17 protein-coding genes are annotated in these 19,873 nt (G+C 67.3%); 13 read left to right on the plus strand and 4 right to left on the minus strand.

Annotation, left to right across the window (positions count from 1 at the left end; translation table 11 throughout):
• The first annotated feature begins 62 nt into the window (after positions 1-62).
• Positions 63-1,514 carry a 30S ribosomal protein S1 gene (gene rpsA, locus RJQ01_RS08950; RefSeq protein ID WP_350476377.1) on the plus strand — a complete coding sequence of 484 codons (1,452 nt, stop codon included), beginning with the start codon at positions 63-65 and terminating at the stop codon, positions 1,512-1,514.
• Between the two features lie 151 nt (positions 1,515-1,665).
• On the opposite strand, the gene RJQ01_RS08955 is transcribed toward rpsA, so the two are convergent.
• Positions 1,666-2,274, minus strand: coding sequence for a DUF4126 domain-containing protein (locus RJQ01_RS08955; RefSeq protein ID WP_350476378.1), 609 nt, complete (start codon positions 2,272-2,274; stop codon positions 1,666-1,668).
• A 71-nt stretch (positions 2,275-2,345) separates the two neighbouring features.
• Between RJQ01_RS08955 and coaE the strand changes: the two genes are divergently transcribed.
• From coaE to RJQ01_RS09015, 12 genes are all read left to right on the plus strand, one after another.
• Positions 2,346-2,966: a dephospho-CoA kinase gene (gene coaE / locus RJQ01_RS08960; protein ID WP_350476379.1), complete on the plus strand. Its 621-nt coding sequence runs from the start codon at positions 2,346-2,348 to the stop codon at positions 2,964-2,966.
• A 9-nt stretch (positions 2,967-2,975) separates the two neighbouring features.
• Entirely contained in the window at positions 2,976-5,042 is a 2,067-nt protein-coding gene (gene uvrB, locus RJQ01_RS08965) for an excinuclease ABC subunit UvrB (RefSeq protein WP_350476380.1), read from the plus strand.
• A 53-nt stretch (positions 5,043-5,095) separates the two neighbouring features.
• On the plus strand, positions 5,096-7,987 hold the full coding sequence (gene uvrA / locus RJQ01_RS08970; RefSeq protein ID WP_502885253.1) for an excinuclease ABC subunit UvrA: 2,892 nt from the start codon (positions 5,096-5,098) through the stop codon (positions 7,985-7,987).
• Between the two features lies 1 nt (position 7,988).
• Positions 7,989-9,929 (plus strand): excinuclease ABC subunit UvrC, encoded by a 1,941-nt coding sequence (gene uvrC, locus RJQ01_RS08975; protein ID WP_350476382.1) that lies wholly within the window; start codon positions 7,989-7,991, stop codon positions 9,927-9,929.
• Positions 9,930-9,969: 40 nt separating this feature from the next.
• A complete protein-coding gene (rapZ, locus tag RJQ01_RS08980) occupies positions 9,970-10,842 on the plus strand; it encodes an RNase adapter RapZ (RefSeq protein WP_350476383.1) in 873 nt (290 codons plus the stop codon).
• 59 nt (positions 10,843-10,901) lie between these two features.
• Positions 10,902-11,876, plus strand: a complete 975-nt coding sequence (gene whiA / locus RJQ01_RS08985; RefSeq protein WP_350476384.1) for a DNA-binding protein WhiA — start codon at positions 10,902-10,904, stop codon at positions 11,874-11,876.
• Positions 11,877-12,003: 127 nt separating this feature from the next.
• Positions 12,004-12,630: a superoxide dismutase gene (locus tag RJQ01_RS08990; RefSeq protein ID WP_350476385.1), complete on the plus strand. Its 627-nt coding sequence runs from the start codon at positions 12,004-12,006 to the stop codon at positions 12,628-12,630.
• Positions 12,631-12,736: 106 nt separating this feature from the next.
• Positions 12,737-13,747: a type I glyceraldehyde-3-phosphate dehydrogenase gene (gene gap, locus RJQ01_RS08995; protein WP_350476386.1), complete on the plus strand. Its 1,011-nt coding sequence runs from the start codon at positions 12,737-12,739 to the stop codon at positions 13,745-13,747.
• A gap of 22 nt (positions 13,748-13,769) precedes the next feature.
• Positions 13,770-14,984: a phosphoglycerate kinase gene (locus tag RJQ01_RS09000; RefSeq protein ID WP_350476387.1), complete on the plus strand. Its 1,215-nt coding sequence runs from the start codon at positions 13,770-13,772 to the stop codon at positions 14,982-14,984.
• Positions 14,975-15,766 carry a triose-phosphate isomerase gene (gene tpiA / locus RJQ01_RS09005; RefSeq protein WP_350476388.1) on the plus strand — a complete coding sequence of 264 codons (792 nt, stop codon included), beginning with the start codon at positions 14,975-14,977 and terminating at the stop codon, positions 15,764-15,766. The genes RJQ01_RS09000 and tpiA overlap by 10 nt, the downstream gene beginning before the upstream one ends.
• Before the next feature lie 64 nt (positions 15,767-15,830).
• Entirely contained in the window at positions 15,831-16,079 is a 249-nt protein-coding gene (gene secG, locus RJQ01_RS09010) for a preprotein translocase subunit SecG (protein ID WP_152582838.1), read from the plus strand.
• 12 nt (positions 16,080-16,091) lie between these two features.
• Positions 16,092-16,448, plus strand: a complete 357-nt coding sequence (locus RJQ01_RS09015; protein WP_350476389.1) for an RNA polymerase-binding protein RbpA — start codon at positions 16,092-16,094, stop codon at positions 16,446-16,448.
• Positions 16,449-16,518: 70 nt separating this feature from the next.
• Here the strand turns inward: RJQ01_RS09015 and pgl are convergent, their stop codons facing one another.
• From pgl to zwf, 3 genes are read right to left on the minus strand one after another with little or no spacing between them, the layout of a single operon-like run.
• Positions 16,519-17,349 carry a 6-phosphogluconolactonase gene (gene pgl, locus RJQ01_RS09020; RefSeq protein ID WP_350476390.1) on the minus strand — a complete coding sequence of 277 codons (831 nt, stop codon included), beginning with the start codon at positions 17,347-17,349 and terminating at the stop codon, positions 16,519-16,521.
• A 43-nt stretch (positions 17,350-17,392) separates the two neighbouring features.
• Positions 17,393-18,322 (minus strand): glucose-6-phosphate dehydrogenase assembly protein OpcA, encoded by a 930-nt coding sequence (locus RJQ01_RS09025; RefSeq protein ID WP_350476391.1) that lies wholly within the window; start codon positions 18,320-18,322, stop codon positions 17,393-17,395.
• Positions 18,319-19,860 (minus strand): glucose-6-phosphate dehydrogenase, encoded by a 1,542-nt coding sequence (gene zwf, locus RJQ01_RS09030; protein WP_350476392.1) that lies wholly within the window; start codon positions 19,858-19,860, stop codon positions 18,319-18,321. Before zwf ends, RJQ01_RS09025 begins: the two co-directional genes overlap by 4 nt.
• Between the last annotated feature and the right edge of the window lie 13 nt (positions 19,861-19,873).

Raw genomic sequence — 19,873 nt, forward strand, 5'->3', positions numbered from 1 at the left:
CGACACCCCAGAACCGCGTCGGCCCGGGCCCGAATCATGTCCGCATCGGAGCACTCACCTATATGACCACCGTAACGACCAAGGCACCCGAGCAGATCGCCATCAACGACATCGGCTCTGCAGAAGACTTCCTGGCCGCGGTCGAGAAGACCCTCAAGTTCTTCAACGACGGAGACCTCATCGAGGGAACCGTCGTCAAGATCGACCGCGATGAGGTCCTCCTCGACGTCGGCTACAAGACAGAGGGCGTCATCCCCTCTCGCGAACTCTCGATCAAGCACGACGTCGACCCCACCGAGGTCGTCGCCGTCGGCGACATGGTCGAAGCCCTCGTCCTGCAGAAGGAGGACAAGGAAGGGCGCCTCATCCTCTCCAAGAAGCGTGCGCAGTACGAGCGCGCCTGGGGCGACGTCGAGAAAATCAAGGACGACGACGGGGTCGTGACCGGCACCGTGATCGAGGTCGTCAAGGGCGGCCTCATCGTCGACATTGGCCTGCGCGGCTTCCTGCCCGCGTCGCTCATCGAGCTGCGCCGGGTGCGCGACCTCACGCCCTACCTCGGCCAGGAGATCGAGGCGAAGATCCTCGAGCTCGACAAGAACCGCAACAACGTGGTGCTCTCGCGTCGCGCCCTCCTCGAGCAGACGCAGTCCGAGACCCGGTCGACCTTCCTCAACAACCTCGCCAAGGGTCAGGTGCGCAAGGGCGTCGTGTCGTCGATCGTGAACTTCGGCGCGTTCGTGGACCTCGGTGGCGTCGATGGTCTCGTGCACGTCTCCGAGCTCAGCTGGAAGCACATCGAGCACGCGAGCGAGGTCGTCGAGGTGGGCCAGGAGGTCACCGTCGAGATTCTCGAGGTCGACCTCGAGCGCGAGCGCGTGTCGCTCTCGCTCAAGGCCACGCAGGAGGACCCGTGGCAGGTCTTCGCGCGCACCCACGCCATCGGCCAGGTCGCGCCGGGCAAGGTCACGAAACTCGTACCGTTCGGCGCGTTCGTGCGCGTCGCGGACGGCATCGAGGGCCTCGTGCACATCTCGGAGCTCTCGGCCAAGCACGTCGAGCTCGCCGAGCAGATCGTCTCGGTCGGCGACGAGGTCTTCGTCAAGGTCATCGACATCGACCTCGAGCGTCGCCGCATCTCGCTCAGCCTCAAGCAGGCGAACGAGGGCGTTGACCCCGAGGGAACCGAGTTCGACCCCGCGGTCTACGGCATGCCGACGGAGTACGACGAGGCCGGCAACTACAAGTACCCGGACGGCTTCGACCCGGAGACGGGCGAGTGGCGGGACGGCTTCGACGAGCAGCGCGCCAAGTGGGAGCAGGACTACGCTGCCGCGCAGGCACGCTGGGAGCAGCACAAGAAGCAGGTCGCGACCGCGCTCGTCGAGGACGAGAACCTGGATGCCCCCGCCGCGGGTGGCGCCGGTTTCAGCTCTGACGCCTCCGGTGCGGGTACCCTCGCCGACGACGAGTCGCTCGCCGCTCTACGCGAGAAGCTCTCCGGCAACGTGTGACCTGATCCACCCGCCGGCACGCGCATCGCGTGAGCCGGTCTGAACGGGCCGCTCTCCTTCCGGGGGCGGCCCGTTCTGGCTCTCCCGGAGCCATGGGTCGCGACCGGCCGCGACAGTCGGGCCGTACGATCGTCGGCCTGCACCGCTCGGGCTACTGCGGTGAGGGGAGTGGCTCGACCGAGTGCCGTCGTCGACCTGCGCGACGGAAGGCGAGCAGGACAGCGACCACGAGCCCAAGGATCGCGACGATCACGAGCACGGGAACGATGAGGGCGAGCAGACTCAGCACCACCGCACCGATGTCCTCACCGGTCGACAGGACGGGGGCCGCTGCACCGGCGGTGAGGGTGTTCGCCGCTGGCCGAGCGAGCATCTTGCCGCCGTGGACGAGGAGGGCGATCACGATGCCCGCAACGATGGGCACCCACTGATCGCTCTCGAAGAAGGCCGCCGGGTCGCTCACCGCCGCCGTCTGCGATGCGCTGCCCGTACCGAAGACGATGCCGCCAGCAGCGGGGCGGACGAGCGTCTGCAGCCAGTCGTTGATCGAGTCGACAGCGGGAATCTTGTCGGCGATGATCTCGATCACCAGAAGGCCACCGATGATGATGAGCACCCAGTCGTTGGCGAGCCACGCCCATGCCGCGGGAAGCTCGACGACGTCGACGAAACGTCCGGCGAGACCGAGGATCAGCAGGGGAACGTAGGCGTTGAGGCCCGCGGCGACGGCCAGACCGGTTCCGGTCAGAATCTCGAGCATGCCAGCCTCCTCCGCTCCGCTGGCGCCATGATATCCGCTCGACCTCATCGCACGCCGTTAGTGTGGTCGCTGTGGACGTCATCGCTCTGACCGGAGGAATCGCCGCGGGGAAGAGCACCGTCGCGGGCCGCTGGCGCGAGTTGGGCGCTGTGGTCATCGACGCGGACGCTCTCGCCCGCGAGGCCGTCGCTCCCGGCTCCGCCGGTCTCGCGGCCATCGTCGAGCGATTCGGCGCGCAGATCGTGGACGAGAGCGGTGCGCTCGACCGAGCGGCGCTCGGCCGCCGGATCTTCGCCGATGCGTCGGAGCGCTCCGCCCTCAATGCGATCGTTCATCCGGAGGTGAGGCGGCTGTATCGCGAAGCTGTCAGCCGCACCCGCGCGACCCGTCCGACGTCGCCGATTGTGTACGACGTGCCTCTGCTGGAGGAGGCGCGCGCGCGCGATGAATTCGGGATCGTCGTGGTCGTGCACGCTCCCACGGAGACACGGGTGCGACGGCTCATCGAGCACCGCGGTATGGCGGAGCAGGAGGCTCGCGAGCGCGTTGCGGCGCAGCAGCCGGACGACGAGCGCCTGGCTCTCGCCGATAGGGTGCTCGACTCCTCCGGCACCCTGGAGCAGACGATCGCTCAGGCGGACGCACTGTGGAGCGAGCTCCGCTCTCGGACAAGTGTCGGGGGTGCCGAATAGGCTGACGGCATGCAGCCGACCCGATCTGTGCGCCCCTTCGAGGTCGTCAGCGACTACCAACCTAGCGGCGATCAGCCCCAGGCGATCGCCGAGCTCGCGGCCCGCATCAACGCGGGCGAGACCGATGTCGTGCTGCTGGGCGCCACCGGCACGGGAAAGTCGGCGACGACAGCGTGGCTCATCGAACAGGTGCAGCGTCCGACGCTCGTCATGGCGCACAACAAGACACTGGCAGCCCAGTTGGCGACGGAGTTCCGCGAGCTCCTGCCCCACAACGCGGTCGAGTACTTCGTGTCGTACTACGACTACTACCAACCAGAGGCCTACGTGCCGCAGACGGACACCTTCATCGAGAAGGACAGCTCGATCAACGCCGAGGTGGAGCGGCTGCGGCACTCGACAACCAACTCGCTCTTGAGCAGACGCGACGTCGTCGTCGTATCCACCGTCTCCTGCATCTACGGCCTCGGCGCTGCCGAGGAGTACCTCGACGCCATGGTCGCGCTGCAGGTGGGGGAGTCCATCGCGCGCGAGGACCTCATCCGTCGTTTCGTCGGCATGCAGTATCAGCGCAACGACGTGGACTTCTCCCGCGGAAAGTTCCGCGTGCGCGGGGACACGATCGAGATCATCCCCATGTACGAGGAGCTCGCGATCCGCATCGAGATGTTCGGTGACGAGATCGAGGCGCTCTACGCCCTGCACCCCCTCACCGGCGACGTCGTGCGCTCCCTCGACGCCGTGTCGGTCTTTCCCGCCACCCACTACGCGGCCTCGCCGGCCACCATGGAGCGCGCCGTCGGCACGATCCGGACCGAGCTGGAGGAGCGCCTCGCCGAGCTCGAGCGTCAGGGCAACCTGCTCGAGGCGCAGCGGCTGCGGATGCGCACGACGTTCGACCTCGAAATGATGGAGCAGATCGGGTTCTGCAGCGGCATCGAGAACTACTCCCGCCACATCGATGGTCGAGCGGCGGGCGAGCCTCCCAATTGCCTCCTCGACTACTTCCCCGACGACTTCCTCGTCGTGATTGACGAGAGCCACGTCACCGTTCCGCAGATCGGCGCCATGTTCGAGGGGGACGCGTCCCGCAAGCGCACGCTCGTCGAGCACGGGTTCCGCCTGCCGAGCGCTATGGACAACCGGCCCCTGCGCTGGGAGGAGTTTCTCGCCCGCACCGGCCAGAAGGTGTATCTGTCTGCCACCCCTGGCAAGTACGAGCTGGGCATCACCGACTCGGTCGTCGAGCAAATCATTCGCCCCACGGGGCTCGTCGATCCCGAGATCGTGGTCAAACCCAGCAAGGGCCAGATCGACGACTTGCTGGAGCAGATTCGCCAGCGCACTGAGCGGGACGAGCGTGTGCTTGTGACGACCCTGACGAAGAAGATGGCGGAGGAGCTCACCGAGTTCCTCACCGACGCGGGAGTGCGCGTGCGCTACCTGCACTCCGACGTCGACACCCTGCGGCGCGTCGAGCTTCTGCGCGAGCTGCGGCAGGGAGTGTACGACGTGCTGGTCGGCATCAATCTGCTGCGCGAGGGCCTCGACCTTCCGGAGGTCTCGCTCGTGGCGATCCTCGACGCCGACAAGGAGGGCTTCCTGCGGTCGGCGACCTCGCTCATCCAAACCATCGGGCGCGCGGCCCGCAACGTGAGCGGTCAGGTGCACATGTACGCCGACACCGTGACGCCCTCCATGGCGCAGGCCATCGACGAGACCACGCGCCGTCGCGATCGGCAGATCGCCTACAACACCGAGATGGGCATCGATCCGACACCGCTGCGCAAGCGCATCGCCGACATCACTGATCAGCTCGTGCGCGAGGGCGCCGATACCGAGGCGCTGCTCTCCGGTCGCGGCGAGGGCAAGCGCGCTCCGACGCCGGTCGCGAGGCGCGAGGGGCGCGCTGCGTCGGGTGCCGCCGAGCTCGAGTCGATCATCGCCGACCTCAACGCCCAGATGCTCACCGCCGCGGACGAGCTCAAGTTCGAGCTTGCCGCCCGCCTTCGCGACGAGGTGCAGGACCTCAAGAAGGAGCTAAGGCAGATGATCGAGGTCGGGCACGTGCGCTGAACCCTGGCCGTCCGCTCGACGCGCACGGCTCGTTGTCGGGGCCCGCGCCTACAATGACGAGAGTGCCGGCTACTCCTGACGAATCCGTCCCCCACCTGAGCGTGCGCGGAGCGCGCGTGCACAACCTGCGCGATGTCGACCTCGTGATCCCGCGTGATTCGCTCGTCGTCTTCACCGGCCTCTCCGGCTCCGGCAAGAGTTCTCTCGCCTTCGACACCATCTTCGCCGAGGGGCAGAGGCGCTACGTCGAGTCGCTCTCCGCGTACGCGCGTCAGTTCCTCGGCCAGGTCGATCGACCCGACGTCGACTTCATCGAAGGACTGAGCCCCGCCGTGTCGATCGACCAGAAGTCGACCAACCGCAATCCGCGGTCGACGGTGGGCACGATCACCGAGATCTACGACTACATGCGTCTCCTGTGGGCGCGCGTCGGTATCCCGCACTGTCCCGAGTGCGGAGAGCGCATCCAGCGGCAGACCGTGCAGCAGATCGCCGATGAGCTCATGACTCTCGAGAGCGGGCGACGCTACCAGGTGCTCGCTCCCATCGTCAGCCAGAAGAAGGGCGAGTTCGTCGACCTCTTCCAGGAGCTTGCGGCCGGTGGGTATTCACGTGCGATCGTCGACGGCGAGATCATCCAGCTCAGTGATCCGCCGACGCTCAAGAAGCAGGTCAAGCACGATATCGCGGTCGTCGTGGATCGCCTCGTCGCCAAGGACGACATCCTCACACGGCTCACCGATTCGCTGGAGACGGCGCTGCGCCTGACCGACGGGCTCGTGGTCATCGATTTCGTCGACGAGGAGGGCGACAACGCGAGGCGCACCTTCAGCGAGAAGCTCAGCTGCCCCAACCGCCACCCTCTGCGCTTGACCGAGATCGAGCCGCGCACGTTCTCGTTCAACGCACCCTTCGGCGCCTGCCCGGTGTGCTCCGGCCTCGGTACTCGACAGGCCGTCGATGTCGACCTCCTCATCGGCGACCCGAGCCTCACCCTCAACGACGGCGTCATCCTGCCCTGGAACCAGCAGGGCAAAGGCCTCTACAGCTACTTCCAGAAGCTTCTGGGCGGTCTCGCGAACGACCTCGGCTTCTCCCTCGACACCCCCTGGGGCGACCTCGAGGAGAGCACCCAGCAGGCGGTTCTGCATGGCAACGACTTCGATGTGCGGGTCAAGTGGCGCAACCGCTACGGCCGCGATGTCACCTACACGACGGGGTTCGAAGGCGTCATCCCGTACATCGAGCGCAAGTACCGCGAGGCCGAGAGCGATTGGTCGCAGCAGCGCTTCGCCGAGTACCTGCGCGAGGTGCCCTGCCCCGAGTGCGACGGCGCGCGCCTCAAGCCCGAAGTGCTTGCCGTTCTCGTCGATGACCGCAGCATCGCCGAGGTCGCCGAGCTGAGCCTGCAGGACGCCTACACGTTCGTGAATGCGATCAGCCTGACCGAGCGCGAGGCGTCGATCGCCGCCGCGGTGCTACGGGAGATCCGCGCACGCCTCGAATTCCTGCTGGAGGTCGGTCTCGGCTACCTGACGATGGCCCGTGCCGCCGGCAGCCTGTCCGGCGGCGAGGCGCAGCGCATCCGGCTCGCGACGCAGATCGGCAGCGGACTCACGGGGGTGCTCTACGTGCTCGACGAACCAAGCATCGGGTTGCACCAGCGCGACAACCGGCGACTCATCGACACGCTCGTGAAGCTCAAGAACCTCGGCAACACGCTCATCGTCGTCGAGCACGATGAGGACACCATCCGCACCGCCGACTGGATCGTCGACATCGGGCCAGGAGCGGGTGAGCACGGCGGGCGCGTCGTGCACTCCGGCTCGTACGCGGGGTTGCTCGCGAACCCGGAATCGATCACAGGAGACTACCTCGCGGGTCGGCGGCAGGTCATCGAGCGCGTAACGCGGCGGCCGATCGACCGCGGGCGCATCCTCACGGTGGAGGGCGCCCGCGCCAACAACCTGCAGAACGTGACCGTGGAGTTCCCCTTGGGCGTATTCGTCGCCGTCACGGGCGTCAGCGGCTCGGGCAAGTCCTCCCTCGTGAACGACATCCTCTACAAAGTGCTCGCGAACCGTCTCAACGGGGCGAGGCAGGTGCCCGGGAGGCACTCGCGCGTGCACGGGCTCGAGCACCTCGACAAGGTCGTTCACGTGGACCAGGCGCCGATCGGCCGCACTCCGCGCTCGAACCCCGCCACGTACACGGGAGTGTTCGACCGCATCCGCTCCTTGTTCGCCGAGACGCTCGAGGCGAAGTCGCGCGGTTACCTCCCCGGACGCTTCAGCTTCAATGTCAAGGGCGGCCGTTGCGAGAACTGCGCGGGCGACGGCACCATCAAGATCGAGATGAACTTTCTGCCCGACGTCTACGTCGCGTGCGAGGTCTGCCACGGAGCCCGCTACAACCGGGACACACTCACCGTGCACTACAAGGGCAAGAACATCTCGGAAGTGCTCGACATGCCCATCGAGGAGGCCGCGGAGTTCTTCGAACCCATCTCGGCCATCCACCGCTACCTCAAGACCCTTGTCGATGTAGGCCTCGGCTACGTGAGACTCGGCCAGAGCGCGACGACCCTCTCGGGCGGGGAAGCGCAGCGCGTCAAGCTCGCGACCGAATTGCAAAAGCGGTCGATGGGCCGCAGCATCTACGTTCTCGATGAGCCGACGACAGGGCTGCACTTCGAGGACGTGCGCAAGCTGCTCGTTGTGCTGGGAGGCCTCGTGGACAAGGGCAACACCGTCATCGTCATCGAGCACAACCTGGACGTCATCCGGGCCGCCGACTGGATCATCGATCTGGGCCCCGAGGGCGGCGCTGGAGGCGGTCAGGTTCTCGTGACGGGCACACCGGAGCAGGTCGCCGAGCACGCCGACAGCTACACCGGTCAGTTCCTCGCCGAACTGCTGCCGCAGACCGAGGTCATCGGCGCCTGACATGCCCACGCGCGAGCACTGGCGCCCGGCACGCGGAGAGATTCCCGTCGAGCCAGGGGTGTATCGCTTTCACGATGAGAGCGGTCGAGTCCTCTACGTGGGCAAGGCCAAGAACCTGCGCTCCCGCCTCAGCAACTACTTCCAGCCGCTCACGAGCCTGCACGAGCGCACCCGCCGCATGGTCACGTCTGCGCAAGGCGTCGAGTGGACGGTCGTCGGCAGCGAGCTGGAGGCCCTGCAGCTCGAGTACACCTGGATCAAGGAGTTCGACCCTCCCTTCAACGTTCAGTTCCGAGATGACAAGACCTATCCGTACGTGGCGATCACTCTCGGCGAGAAGGTTCCGCGCGTCATGGTCACGCGCACGCGAGGCATCGATGGCGCCCGATACTTTGGGCCCTACACCAAGGTCTGGGCCGTGCGAGAGACCATCGACATCCTGCTCAAGGCCTTCCCCATGCGCTCCTGCTCGAACGCTGTCTATCAGCGGGCGCATCGCACCGGGAGGCCCTGCCTTCTCGGCGATATCGGCAAGTGCGCCGCGCCGTGCGTCGGACGCGTCACACCGGAGGAGCATCGCGGCATCGCGCTCGACCTCGCCTCCTTCATGGCGGGCAACGATGAGCGCTTCGTGCGCGACCTCAGGCAAAAGATGTCTGCCGCGGCCGCCGAGCTCGACTACGAGACTGCCGCACGGCTGCGCGACCAGGTAGGAGCCCTCGAGACGGCGCTCGCCAAGAACGCGATCGTGCTCGCGGAAGACGTGGATGCGGACATCTTCGGCGTGGCGCACGACGAGCTGGCGGCCGCCGTGCAGTTGTTCGTCGTCAGGGGAGGCCGCATCCGCGGAGTCCGCGGCTGGGTCGTTGACACGGAGCTCGATGTCACACTCGCCGAGCTCGTCGACACGATTCTGCAGAAGGCCTACGACGATGGCACCGTGCCCGCGCGCGAGGTGATCGTGCCCGCCGTTCCCGACGATGCGGCAGCCCTGCAGACGCTGCTGGGTGAGCGTCGGCGCAGCGCGGGGGAGCGCGGCGGAGTGGCCGTTCGCGTCGTGCATCGCGGTGACAAGGCCGCCCTCGCACAGACCGTCGCCACCAACGCTCAGGGCGCTCTGGCGCTGTACAAGACGCGACGCAGCGGCGATTTCACGGCGCGCTCGCTCGCGCTCGCCGACCTGCAGGAGTCGCTCGGGCTTCCCAGTGCCCCGTTGCGGCTCGAGTGCTATGACGTCTCCCATCTCGGCGGCACCAACCAGGTCGCGTCGATGGTCGTGTTCGAAGACGGGCTTCCCAAAAAGAACCAGTACCGTACCTTCGCGATCCCGCAGGCCAGGGACGACACCGATGCTCTCTACCAGGTGCTGCGGAGACGGCTCGCACACCTCGAGCGAGCCGGAAACGGGGGCAGCGACGCGAGCACGACGCTCGCCGCGAGCAACGGGCAGGAGGGAGCGGACGTGGAGGTCGTCCAGGAGGCGCCGCGGCAGTCTTTCCACTACCGGCCAGGGCTCCTCGTCGTGGATGGCGGGCAGCCGCAGGTCGAAGCAGCCGCTCGGGCGCTGCGCGACGAGGGAATCGACGACATCGCCGTGTGCGGCATCGCCAAGAGGCTCGAGGAGATTTGGTTGCCGGGAAACCCCTACCCGGTGATCCTGCCGAGAACCTCCGATGCCCTGTTCCTCCTCCAGCGCCTTCGCGACGAGGCGCACCGCTTCGCACTCCGGTACCAGCGCACGACACGGTCACGAGACATCCGCAGCCAGCTCTCCGCCGTACCGGGCCTCGGCCCGACGCGCATCAAGCGCCTCCTGCAGCACTTCGGCTCCGTGGCCCGCCTGCGGGCGGCCTCGCGCGAGGAGATCGAGCAGGTCGACGGCATCGGTGCCGTCGTGGCGCAGGCGATCCATCGCGAGCTTCGTCAGGGTGCAGGCGTCTAGGCTGGAGCCGCCCCTTCCCCAACCTGAGCATGAGGCCACCGTGAGCGAGAGCACGCCGAACGACGTCCTCATCGTCACGGGCATGTCGGGGGCGGGTCGCTCCACGGTCGCCAATGCGCTCGAAGATCTCGGCTGGTACGTCGTCGACAATCTTCCTCCGCAGATGCTCCGCCCTCTCCTCGATCTCGCCATGCATCCCGGTAGCGCTCTGCCCTCGATCGCCGCCGTCGTCGACGTGCGCGGGGGGAAGCTCTTCGCGGACCTCGCGAGCATCATCGGCGAGCTGCGGGAACGCACTCCCGTGCGCGTGGTCTACCTCGACGCGACCGATCAGGCGCTGGTGCGCCGCTTCGAGCAGGTGCGGCGGCCCCACCCGCTGCAGGCGGACGGCACCCTGCTCGACGGAATCGGCCGCGAGCGCGACCTCATGACCTCCGTGCGCGAGCTCAGCGACCTCATCATCGATACGAGCGAGTTCAACATCCATCAGCTCGCCACGACCGTCACCGAGCTCTTCGCCGACGAGGGTCGAGCGCTCGTGCGGGTGACTCTGGAGAGCTTCGGCTTCAAGTACGGCATCCCGACGGACGCCGACATCGTGGCCGACGCACGATTTCTGCCCAACCCGTTCTGGCGCGACGACCTGCGCGGCTCGACAGGGCAGGACGCGCGCGTCAGTGAGTACGTGCTCGAGCAGGAGGGCGCGCGAGACTTCGTGCAGCACTTCGTGGCCGCCCTTGGCCCGGTACTGGCGGGGTACGCTCGAGAGAACAAGCCGCACGCGACGATCGCGGTGGGCTGCACGGGAGGGAAGCATCGCTCCGTCGCGCTGGTCGAGGAGTTCGCCGCGCACCTGCGCGGCATGCCCGGCATCGATGTGACCGTGAAGCACCGCGACCTCGGACGCGAGTAGGGTCGAGTGTCATCCCCACCCGCAGGGCGAGGACGAGGCAGAACGAGAGGAGCGCGATCGTGGCGCTGACCGCCGACGTGAAGGATGAACTGGCACAGTTGGCGGTCACCAGGACGACCGTGCGCGCAGCCGAGCTCGCGACGGTGCTGCGCTTTGCTGGAGGGCTCCACGTGATCTCTGGGCGCGTCGCAGTAGAGATCGAAGTCGATGCGCCCTCGATCGCCCGCCGGGTGCGGAAGGATCTCGCCGAGCTTTACGGCATGCGCAGCGACGCGGCAGTCATGTCGCCGAGCGGCATCCGCAAGACACCGACGTATCTTGTGCGAGTTCTCGAGGGCGGCGAGACACTCGCGCGCCAGACGGGTCTGCTCGATGCTCGTCGGCGCCCCGTCCGCGGCCTGCCGAACCGGCTGACGACCGGCACCAAGGATGAGCTCGCGGCTGTCTGGCGCGGGGCGTTCCTCGCCCATGGATCCCTCACTGACCCCGGCCGCTCGGCAGCTCTCGAAATCAGCTGCCCCGGCAACGAATCGGCGATGGCGCTCGTCGGTGCCGCCGGTCGACTGGGTATTCCCGTCAAGGCACGCGAGGTGCGCGGAGTGCACCGCGTGGTCATCCGCGATGGCGACAAGATCGCGCTCATGCTGCGCACCATGGGGGCTGAGCGCACCGTCGAAGACTGGGAGGCGCTGCGCCAGCGCCGCGAGGTGCGCGCGACGGCGAATCGTCTCGTGAACTTCGACGACGCCAATCTACGGCGCTCGGCGCAGGCGGCGGTGGCTGCGTGCGCGCGTGTCGAGCGCGCACTGCAGATCCTCGAGGACGACCTGCCCGATCATCTCAGGTACGCGGGCGAGCTGCGCCTCAACCATCGGGATGCGAGCCTCGACGAGCTAGGGCACCACGCGGACCCGCCGATGACGAAGGATGCCGTCGCCGGCCGCATCCGGCGCCTGCTCGCCATGGCCGACAAGAGGGCCGAGCAGCTCGGAATCCCCGGCACCGAGGCGGGGCTGCCGGCAGAGGTCGACTGAGCGTGAGGTGAGTATCGCCGGCAGCCTGATGGTGCCCGCGCTCGGCCTCACTAGACTGATCACCCGTCAGGAGGGTCGCGCGCTCGGTGCAGCGGCCTGACGAGTATTCGCGAGGAGAGGTACGCACATGTCCGTCTACACACTTCCCGAACTGTCCTACGACTACGGGTCGCTCGAGCCCCACATCAGTGGCCGCATCATGGAGCTTCACCACTCGAAGCACCACGCCGCCTACGTCGCCGGCGCGAACGGTGCGCTCGAGGGTATGGCGGCCTCGCGCGAGTCAGGGGACTTCGCCAATATCAACCGCTTGGAGAAGGACCTCGCCTTCCATCTCGGCGGCCACGTCAACCACTCGATCTTCTGGACCAACCTCTCCCCGGACGGCGGTGACAAGCCGACCGGGGAGCTCGCGAGCGCTATTGACGAGTTCTTCGGCTCCTTCGACTATTTCGTGGCGCACTTCACTGCGGCGTCGATGGGCATCCAGGGATCGGGCTGGGGAGTGCTGTCCTGGGACCCGATCGGACGGCGCCTGGTGATCCAGCAGCTCTTCGATCAGCAAGGCAACACCGCACAGGCTACGGTGCCGCTCCTGCAGCTCGACATGTGGGAGCACGCCTTCTACCTCGACTATGTCAATGTGAAGGCCGACTACGTCGCGGCGTTCTGGAACATCGTCAACTGGAAGAACGTGGCCGAGCGCTTCGCCGCAGCGCGCTCAGGCACCGACGCCCTCCTGCTACTGTCGTAAGCGGCATCGTGGCCGGGGCGATGTCCCCGGCCACACTCTTGTCGCCACCACCACCACTCGGACCACCCCACGGCGCCGTGGAGCGCCCCCACGACAAGGAGTTCACGTGAGCGTGAAGATCGGCATCAACGGATTCGGGCGCATTGGTCGCAACTACCTGCGTGCGGCGCTCGCCCAGGGCAGCGACCTCGAGATCGTCGCGGTGAACGACCTCACCGACAACGCGGCGCTTGCACATCTGCTGAAGTACGACTCGGTCGGTGGCCCGCTCGCTCACGACGTGTCGCACGACGGTGACTCCATCACGGTCGGAGACCAGCGCATCCGAGTCTTCGCCGAGCGCGACCCCGCCGATCTGCCCTGGGGCGACCTCGGCGTCGACATCGTCATCGAGTCGACCGGCCGCTTCACGAAGGCAGAGGACGCCAAGAAGCACGTCTCAGGCGGTGCGAAGAAGGTGCTCATCTCGGCGCCCGCCTCCGGCAACGACGCGACGATCGTCATGGGCGTGAACGAGGAGAGCTACGACCCGGCCACCGACGTCATCATCTCCAACGCCTCATGCACCACCAACTGCCTCGCGCCGCTCGCCCAGGTCTTCAACGACGCATTCGGCATCGAGCGTGGCTTCATGATGACCGCGCACGCGTACACGGCCGACCAGAACCTGCAGGACGGCCCCCACAGCGATCTCCGTCGCGCGCGCGCCGCCGCGATCAACATCGTTCCTGCCTCGACCGGTGCCGCGAAGGCCATCGGCCTCGTGCTGCCTGAGCTCAACGGCAAGCTCAGCGGCTCCTCCTACCGTGTGCCGGTGCCCACCGGTTCGATCGTCGACCTCACCGTCATCACGCCGACCGAGGGGCTCACCGCAGAAAAGATCAACGCCGCCTACCAGGCTGCGGCATCAGAGGGGCGCCTCCACGGCATCCTGCAGTACACCGAGGACCCCATCGTCTCCAGCGACATCCAGCTCAACCCGCACTCGTCGATCTTCGACTCGGAGCTCACGAACGTGAGCGGCAACCTCGTCAAGGTCTCGGCGTGGTACGACAACGAGTGGGGCTACTCGAACCGCCTTGTCGACCTGACCGAGTACGTCGGCGCACGGCTGTAGCCGAGCATCCAGGAGCACCGACGTGACCCTGCGCACGATCGAATCCCTCGGAGACCTCGCCGGTCGACGCGTCATTGTGCGGTGCGACCTCAACGTGCCGATCTCGGATGGGGTCGTCTCGGATGACGGACGCATCCGCGCCTCCCTGCCGACCCTGAACGCGCTCCTGCACCGTGGCGCGCGGGTGGTCGTCATCTCCCATCTCGGACGCCCGGATGGCGCTCCGGATGCTCGATACAGCCTCAAGCCGGTTGCCCAGCGATTGAGCGAGCTTCTCGGCGCTCCGGTGGCATTCGCCGAGGACACGGTCGGGGCGGCGGCGGCAGGGACGGTCGAGGCACTGGAGGATGGCCGCATCGCGCTGCTCGAGAACCTCCGCTTCAACGCGGGCGAAACGAGCAAGGACGAGACGGAGCGGCGCACCTTCGCCGAGCGGCTCGCGCGTTTCGGTGACGCGATGGTCTCGGACGGTTTCGGGGTCGTGCACCGCAAGCAGGCGAGCGTCTACGAGCTCGCCCAGCTGCTGCCGAGTGCCGCTGGCTCTCTCATCGCAACCGAGCTGGAGGTACTGGATCGCCTGACCGAGACTCCCGAGCGCCCCTACACGGTCGTGCTCGGCGGGTCGAAGGTGTCGGACAAGCTCGGGGTGATCGCGCACCTCCTGCCCCGGGTCGACCGTCTGCTCGTCGGCGGCGGCATGCTCTTCACCTTCCTGAAGGCGCAGGGCCACTCTGTCGGCGCAAGCCTCTTGGAGGAGGACCAGCTCGAGACCGTCCGCGCCTACCTCGAGGAGGCGCGCGAGCGCGGGGTCGAGATCGTCCTGCCGACCGACGTCGCCGTGGCAGAGTCCTTCTCCGCTGACGCGGCCCACACGGTTCTCCCGGCTGATGACCTCGAAGGCGGACCAGCCGGGCCCGCGGGAATCGGGCTCGACATCGGGCCGGAGACCGCTGCCCGTTTCGCTGAGCTCGTCTCGACCTCGGCGACCGTGTTCTGGAACGGTCCCATGGGGGTCTTCGAGTTCCCCGCGTTCGCCGCGGGCACGAGGGCTGTCGCCGAAGCCCTCTCGAAGATGCCCGGCCTGGCGGTCGTCGGCGGAGGCGACTCCGCCGCCGCCGTGCGAGCGCTCGGCTACCGCGACGACGATTTCGGCCATGTCTCCACCGGGGGCGGCGCCAGCCTCGAGTTCCTCGAGGGCAAGAAGCTACCTGGACTGGAGGTCCTCGGATGGCCGTGAACCGTACCCCGCTCATCGCGGGCAACTGGAAGATGAACCTCGACCATCTGCAGTCGATCGCCTTCGTGCAAAAACTCGCGTGGTCGTTACGTGACGCCAAGCACTCCTCGGCCGAGGTCGAGGTCGCGGTGTTCCCGCCCTTCACCGACCTGCGCAGCGTGCAAACGCTCATCTCTGCCGACAAGCTCGACCTCGGGCACGGCGCGCAGGACGTCTCCGTGCACGACAGCGGCGCCTACACAGGTGAGATCTCGGGCGCGTTCCTCGCAGCGCTCGAGTGCCGCTACGTCATCATCGGCCATTCCGAGCGGCGTGAGTACCACCACGAGGACGACGCGCTCGTCGCCGCGAAGACCCGCGCTGCTCTGCGACACGGCGTGACGCCGGTCGTCTGCGTCGGCGAGACAGCGGAGGACCTCGAGGCGCACGGCCCTTCGGCGGTGCCCGTGGGTCAGCTGGCTGTGGTGCTCTCCGAGCTTGACCCGGGCCACGAGATCGTGGTGGCGTACGAACCGGTGTGGGCGATCGGCTCCGGGAAGGCGGCAACGCCCGAGCAGGCCCAGCAGGTGTGTTCCGCGATGCGCGCTGAGATCGAGACCGCTCTCGGATCGGAGGCTGCTCAGCGCACGCGCATCCTCTACGGCGGCAGCGTGAAGGCAGCGAACATCGCCGGGTTCATGGCGCAGAAGGATGTCGACGGCGCCCTCGTCGGTGGAGCCAGCCTCGACGTGGACGAGTTCTCCGCCATCGCGCGATTCCCGAAGCACGTCGGCACTGTCTGACGCGCGGCTCCCTCCCTGTCCGGTAGGGTGGGAGACTGTCCGAAACGCTCGAGAGGTTCTATTCGTGGAAATTCTTCAGGTCGTGCTCCAGGTCATCCTGGGGATCACGAGCCTCCTGCTGACGCTCATGATCCTGTTGCACCGCGGCCGCGGTGGCGGGCTCTCCGACATGTTCGGCGGCGGGGTGACGTCCAACCTCGGTGCCTCGGGGGTGGCGGAGCGGAACCTCAATCGCATCACGATCATTCTCGCCCTCGTGTGGGTGTCTGCGATCATCGTGCTCGGTCTGATCACACGCTTCGACGCGGCATAAGGGAGATACGTCATGGTGTCAGGAGGAAGCGCGATTCGCGGCTCCCGCGTCGGTTCGGGCCCCATGGGGGAGCAGGACCGCGGGATCCAGGCGGAGCGCATGACCATCTCGTACTGGGACGCGCTCGGCAACGAGACGGTTCGCCACTTCGCGGCGAATCTGCCGGAGGAGGAGATTCCCGAGACGATTGACTCGCCGGCGTCCGGTCTTCCCGCGGGGCGCGACAAGAACAACCCTCCTGCGATGGCGAAGAACGAGCCGTACAAGACCCACCTCGCGTATGTGAAGGAACGCCGCAGCGACGAGGAGGCTAAGCAGATTCTCGACGAGGCGCTGCAGCGTTTGCGTCAGCGCCGCGGCACCGCCTAGCTGCGCGGCGCAGCAGAGCTCGCGACGGGCAGGCCATCGTGGTGGCCGCGCTGACCCGGTTCGGGTCTCGTCACGAATCGGTGGGGCGCCAGGTCTCGGGCTGCCAATCGGACTGATCCATGGCGCCTGTCCAGTAGGACGTCGGGGCGATGAGCGATTCGGGAACCTCGGCGGAGGCATCCTCGTCGATGAAGAACACCGTGCGCTTGGTTCCTTTTGCCCCCGCGGCCGGCACGTCGGCGAACGAGGCCCCGGCGAGTGCGAGCCCGAGAGCCGAAGCCTTGTCAGCGCCAGCGAGCACGAGCCAGATGCGCTCGGAACGGCGCAGCAGAGGAAGGGTGAGGCTCAGGCGGCCCGACGGAGGCTTCGGGGAGTCGTGCACGGCGATCACGCCTGCGCGCCGGAGGGTCGGACCCTCCCGGTCAGGGAAGAGTGAGGCGACATGGCCGTCGGGGCCGACCCCCAGGAAAGTGATCGCGAAGGTGGGGAACTCCGTACCGTCAGCGTGCGCGCGCAGCTCCTCCTCGTAGCGCTCGGCCGCCTGGTCGAGGTCGACACCGTCGTCCGACGCAGGGAACGGGTGCACGTTGTGGGCCGGTATCGCGATGTGATCGATGAGGGCGTGGCGAGCCTGCGTCTCGTTGCGGTCCGCATCACCGCGCGGCAACCAGCGCTCGTCCCCCCACCAGAGGTGCACGGCGCTCCACGCGACGCTGTCGCGGCCGGGGGAGTGCGTGATCGCTTCGAGCACCTCGATGCCGACGCTCCCTCCCGTGAGCACCACGTGCGCCGTGCCCTCGTCCTCGATGAGGTCCACGAGCTTGGTCAGGAACCGTGCCGCCACTGCTCCTGCGAGTGTCGAACGGTCAGGATGAACGAGCACGCGTCGATCGGTGGTCACAGGTATCACAAACCTTTCGGGTGGAGCGGAGTCATGCGGCGTGTCAGCGCGCGGCCAGGGAGATCTCGCGGGCCTCGGAGAGCACGGCCCCGAACACGTCGTCGGGGTCGAGCCTACGCAATTCCTCCGCGAGACACTCGCGCAGCCCGCGGCGTGGCAGCGAGATCTCGTGCTGGGGCTGGCCTGGCTGACTGAGCATGCCGACGCCGGGCTCGGTGCGCTCGAGACGGATCGGACCGCTCGCACGGTGCAGGACGACGCTGTGGATGCCCGAGGCCGGTGCGTGTCCCTCGGTGTGAACGTCGACGGGAACCTTGAGGCGCCATCTGAGCCATGCAGCCAGGAGCGTCGTCGACGGCGCACCCGGCGCTCCTGAGACCTCCGCCGCGGTGATGCCCTCGTACGGTGGTTGATCGAGCGCTGCGGCGAGCTGAGCGCGCCACAGTGTCAACCGCGTCCACCCAAAATCGGTGTTGCCGGGCCGATAGGCATCGGCCACTCGGTTCAGGGCGACGACGGGGTCGCTGCTCGCGGCCGAGTCGGTGATGAGACGCTGGGAGAGCCTGCCCAGGGGAGTGTCGCACACGCCGTCGGGGCACTCTTTAGGCCACCACGACACGACAGGAGCATCCGGGAGCAGCAGCCCCGTGACAAGTCCGCGCTGGTCGCTCGCCGTTTCGCCATAGGCCCGCAGCACGATGACCTCGCTCGCCCCCGCGTCGCCGCCGACGCGGATCTCCGCGTCGAGTCGCGCGGTGCCCGCCTCGTCATCGGTCGAGACCACGATGATGCGCATCGGGTGCTCGCGGGACGCCTCGTTGGCCGCCGCGATGACGTCCTCCTCATCGCCGATCTCGGACACGATGATGAGGGTGAGAACGCGCCCGAGCGCGACCGCGCCGGCCTCATCTCGAATGCGCACGAGAGTCTTCGAGACCGCGCTCGCTGTCGTGCTGGGTAGGTCGATGATCATGGGCGTCTCCAGACTCGTCCATCACGCGCAAGCAGATCGTCGGCGGAAGCAGGACCCCAGGTTCCCGGTGCGTAGGACTCGGGCGGGCCCTGCGTCGCCCAGAACTCTTCAATGGGGTCGAGGATCTTCCAGCTCAGCTCCACCTCCTCATGTCGAGGGAAGAGAGGAGGCTCGCCGAGCAGAACGTCGAGGATGAGGCGCTCGTAGGCCTCGGGGCTGGCCTCGGTGAAGGCGTGACCGTAACCGAAGTCCATCGTCACGTCACGCACCTGCATGCCGGCACCGGGAACCTTCGACCCGAAGCGGATCGTCACTCCCTCGTCGGGCTGCACGCGAATGACGAGCGCATTCTGCCCCAGCGCCGAGGTCTGGCTCTCCGCGAACAGGTACTGCGGGGCCCTCTTGAAGACGACCGCGATCTCCGTCACGCGGCGACCGAGGCGCTTGCCGGCGCGCAGGTAGAAGGGCACTCCCGCCCAGCGACGCGTGGTGATGTCGAGTCGCATGGCGGCGTAGGTCTCGGTGACCGACGCGGGGTTCATGCCCTCTTCGTCGAGGAATCCGGGCACCCACTCGCCGCCTTGCCAACCGCTGGCGTACTGGCCGCGCGCGGTTCCTGCGGCGAGATCCGCCGGCAGTCGCACGGCGGAGAGCACCTTCTCCTTCTCCGCCCGAAGATCGGCGGCAGCGAAGGAGACCGGCTCCTCCATCGCTGTGAGGGCGAGAAGCTGCAGCAGGTGGTTCTGAATCACGTCGCGCGCAGCGCCGATTCCGTCGTAGTACCCCGCGCGACCGCCCACGCCGATGTCTTCGGCCATGGTGATCTGAACATGGTCGACATAGTTGGCGTTCCACAACGGCTCGTACAGCATGTTGGCGAAGCGCATCGCCAAGATGTTCTGTACGGTCTCCTTGCCGAGATAGTGATCGATGCGGAACACGGAGTCCGGGGGAAAGACCGACTCCACGACATCGTTCAGCTCCCGCGCCGACCGCAGGTCGCTACCGAACGGCTTCTCGATGACAACACGGCGCCATTGACCCTTCTCGGCCTCGGCGAGGCCGCTGCGCCTCAACTGCTCCGTCACGATCGGGAAAGACTTGGGCGGTATCGACAGGTAGAAGGCGTGGTTGCCCATGGTGCCGCGCTCGCGGTCAAGCTCGGCGACGGTCTCGGCGAGACGGCCGAACGCCTCATCGTCGTCGAATTCTCCCGACACGAAGCGGATGCCCCGCGTCAACTGGCGCCAGACGTCCTCATCGAAGGGGGTGCGGGCGTACTGCTTCACCGCGTCATGGACCACCTTCTCGAAGTCCTGGGTGTCCCAGTCGCGCCGTGCGAACCCGACGAGCCCGAATCCCGGCGGAAGCAGGCCGCGGTTCGCGAGGTCGTAGACGGCCGGCATCAGCTTCTTGCGCGAGAGATCGCCGGTCACCCCAAAGATGATGAGCCCGCTGGGCCCGGCGATGCGATTGAGGCGCCGATCGTCGAGCGAGCGCAGCGGGTTCTGGTCGGAGGAGATCTCGACCGGTGACATGGAGCTCCTTGCG

This window comes from Microcella sp. (assembly GCF_040286215.1).
Classification (GTDB): domain Bacteria; phylum Actinomycetota; class Actinomycetes; order Actinomycetales; family Microbacteriaceae; genus Microcella.

Bases quoted from the DNA above. Each gene is read 5' to 3' on its own strand.
- rpsA (WP_350476377.1), top strand. From the start codon at position 63: ATGACCACCGTAACGACCAAGGCACCCGAGCAGATCGCCATCAACGAC.
- RJQ01_RS08955 (WP_350476378.1), bottom strand. From the start codon at position 2,274: ATGCTCGAGATTCTGACCGGAACCGGTCTGGCCGTCGCCGCGGGCCTC.
- uvrB (WP_350476380.1), top strand. From the start codon at position 2,976: ATGCAGCCGACCCGATCTGTGCGCCCCTTCGAGGTCGTCAGCGACTAC.
- uvrA (WP_502885253.1), top strand. From the start codon at position 5,096: ATGACGAGAGTGCCGGCTACTCCTGACGAATCCGTCCCCCACCTGAGC.
- uvrC (WP_350476382.1), top strand. From the start codon at position 7,989: ATGCCCACGCGCGAGCACTGGCGCCCGGCACGCGGAGAGATTCCCGTC.
- RJQ01_RS08990 (WP_350476385.1), top strand. From the start codon at position 12,004: ATGTCCGTCTACACACTTCCCGAACTGTCCTACGACTACGGGTCGCTC.
- tpiA (WP_350476388.1), top strand. From the start codon at position 14,975: ATGGCCGTGAACCGTACCCCGCTCATCGCGGGCAACTGGAAGATGAAC.
- RJQ01_RS09015 (WP_350476389.1), top strand. From the start codon at position 16,092: ATGGTGTCAGGAGGAAGCGCGATTCGCGGCTCCCGCGTCGGTTCGGGC.
- RJQ01_RS09025 (WP_350476391.1), bottom strand. From the start codon at position 18,322: ATGATCATCGACCTACCCAGCACGACAGCGAGCGCGGTCTCGAAGACT.
- zwf (WP_350476392.1), bottom strand. From the start codon at position 19,860: ATGTCACCGGTCGAGATCTCCTCCGACCAGAACCCGCTGCGCTCGCTC.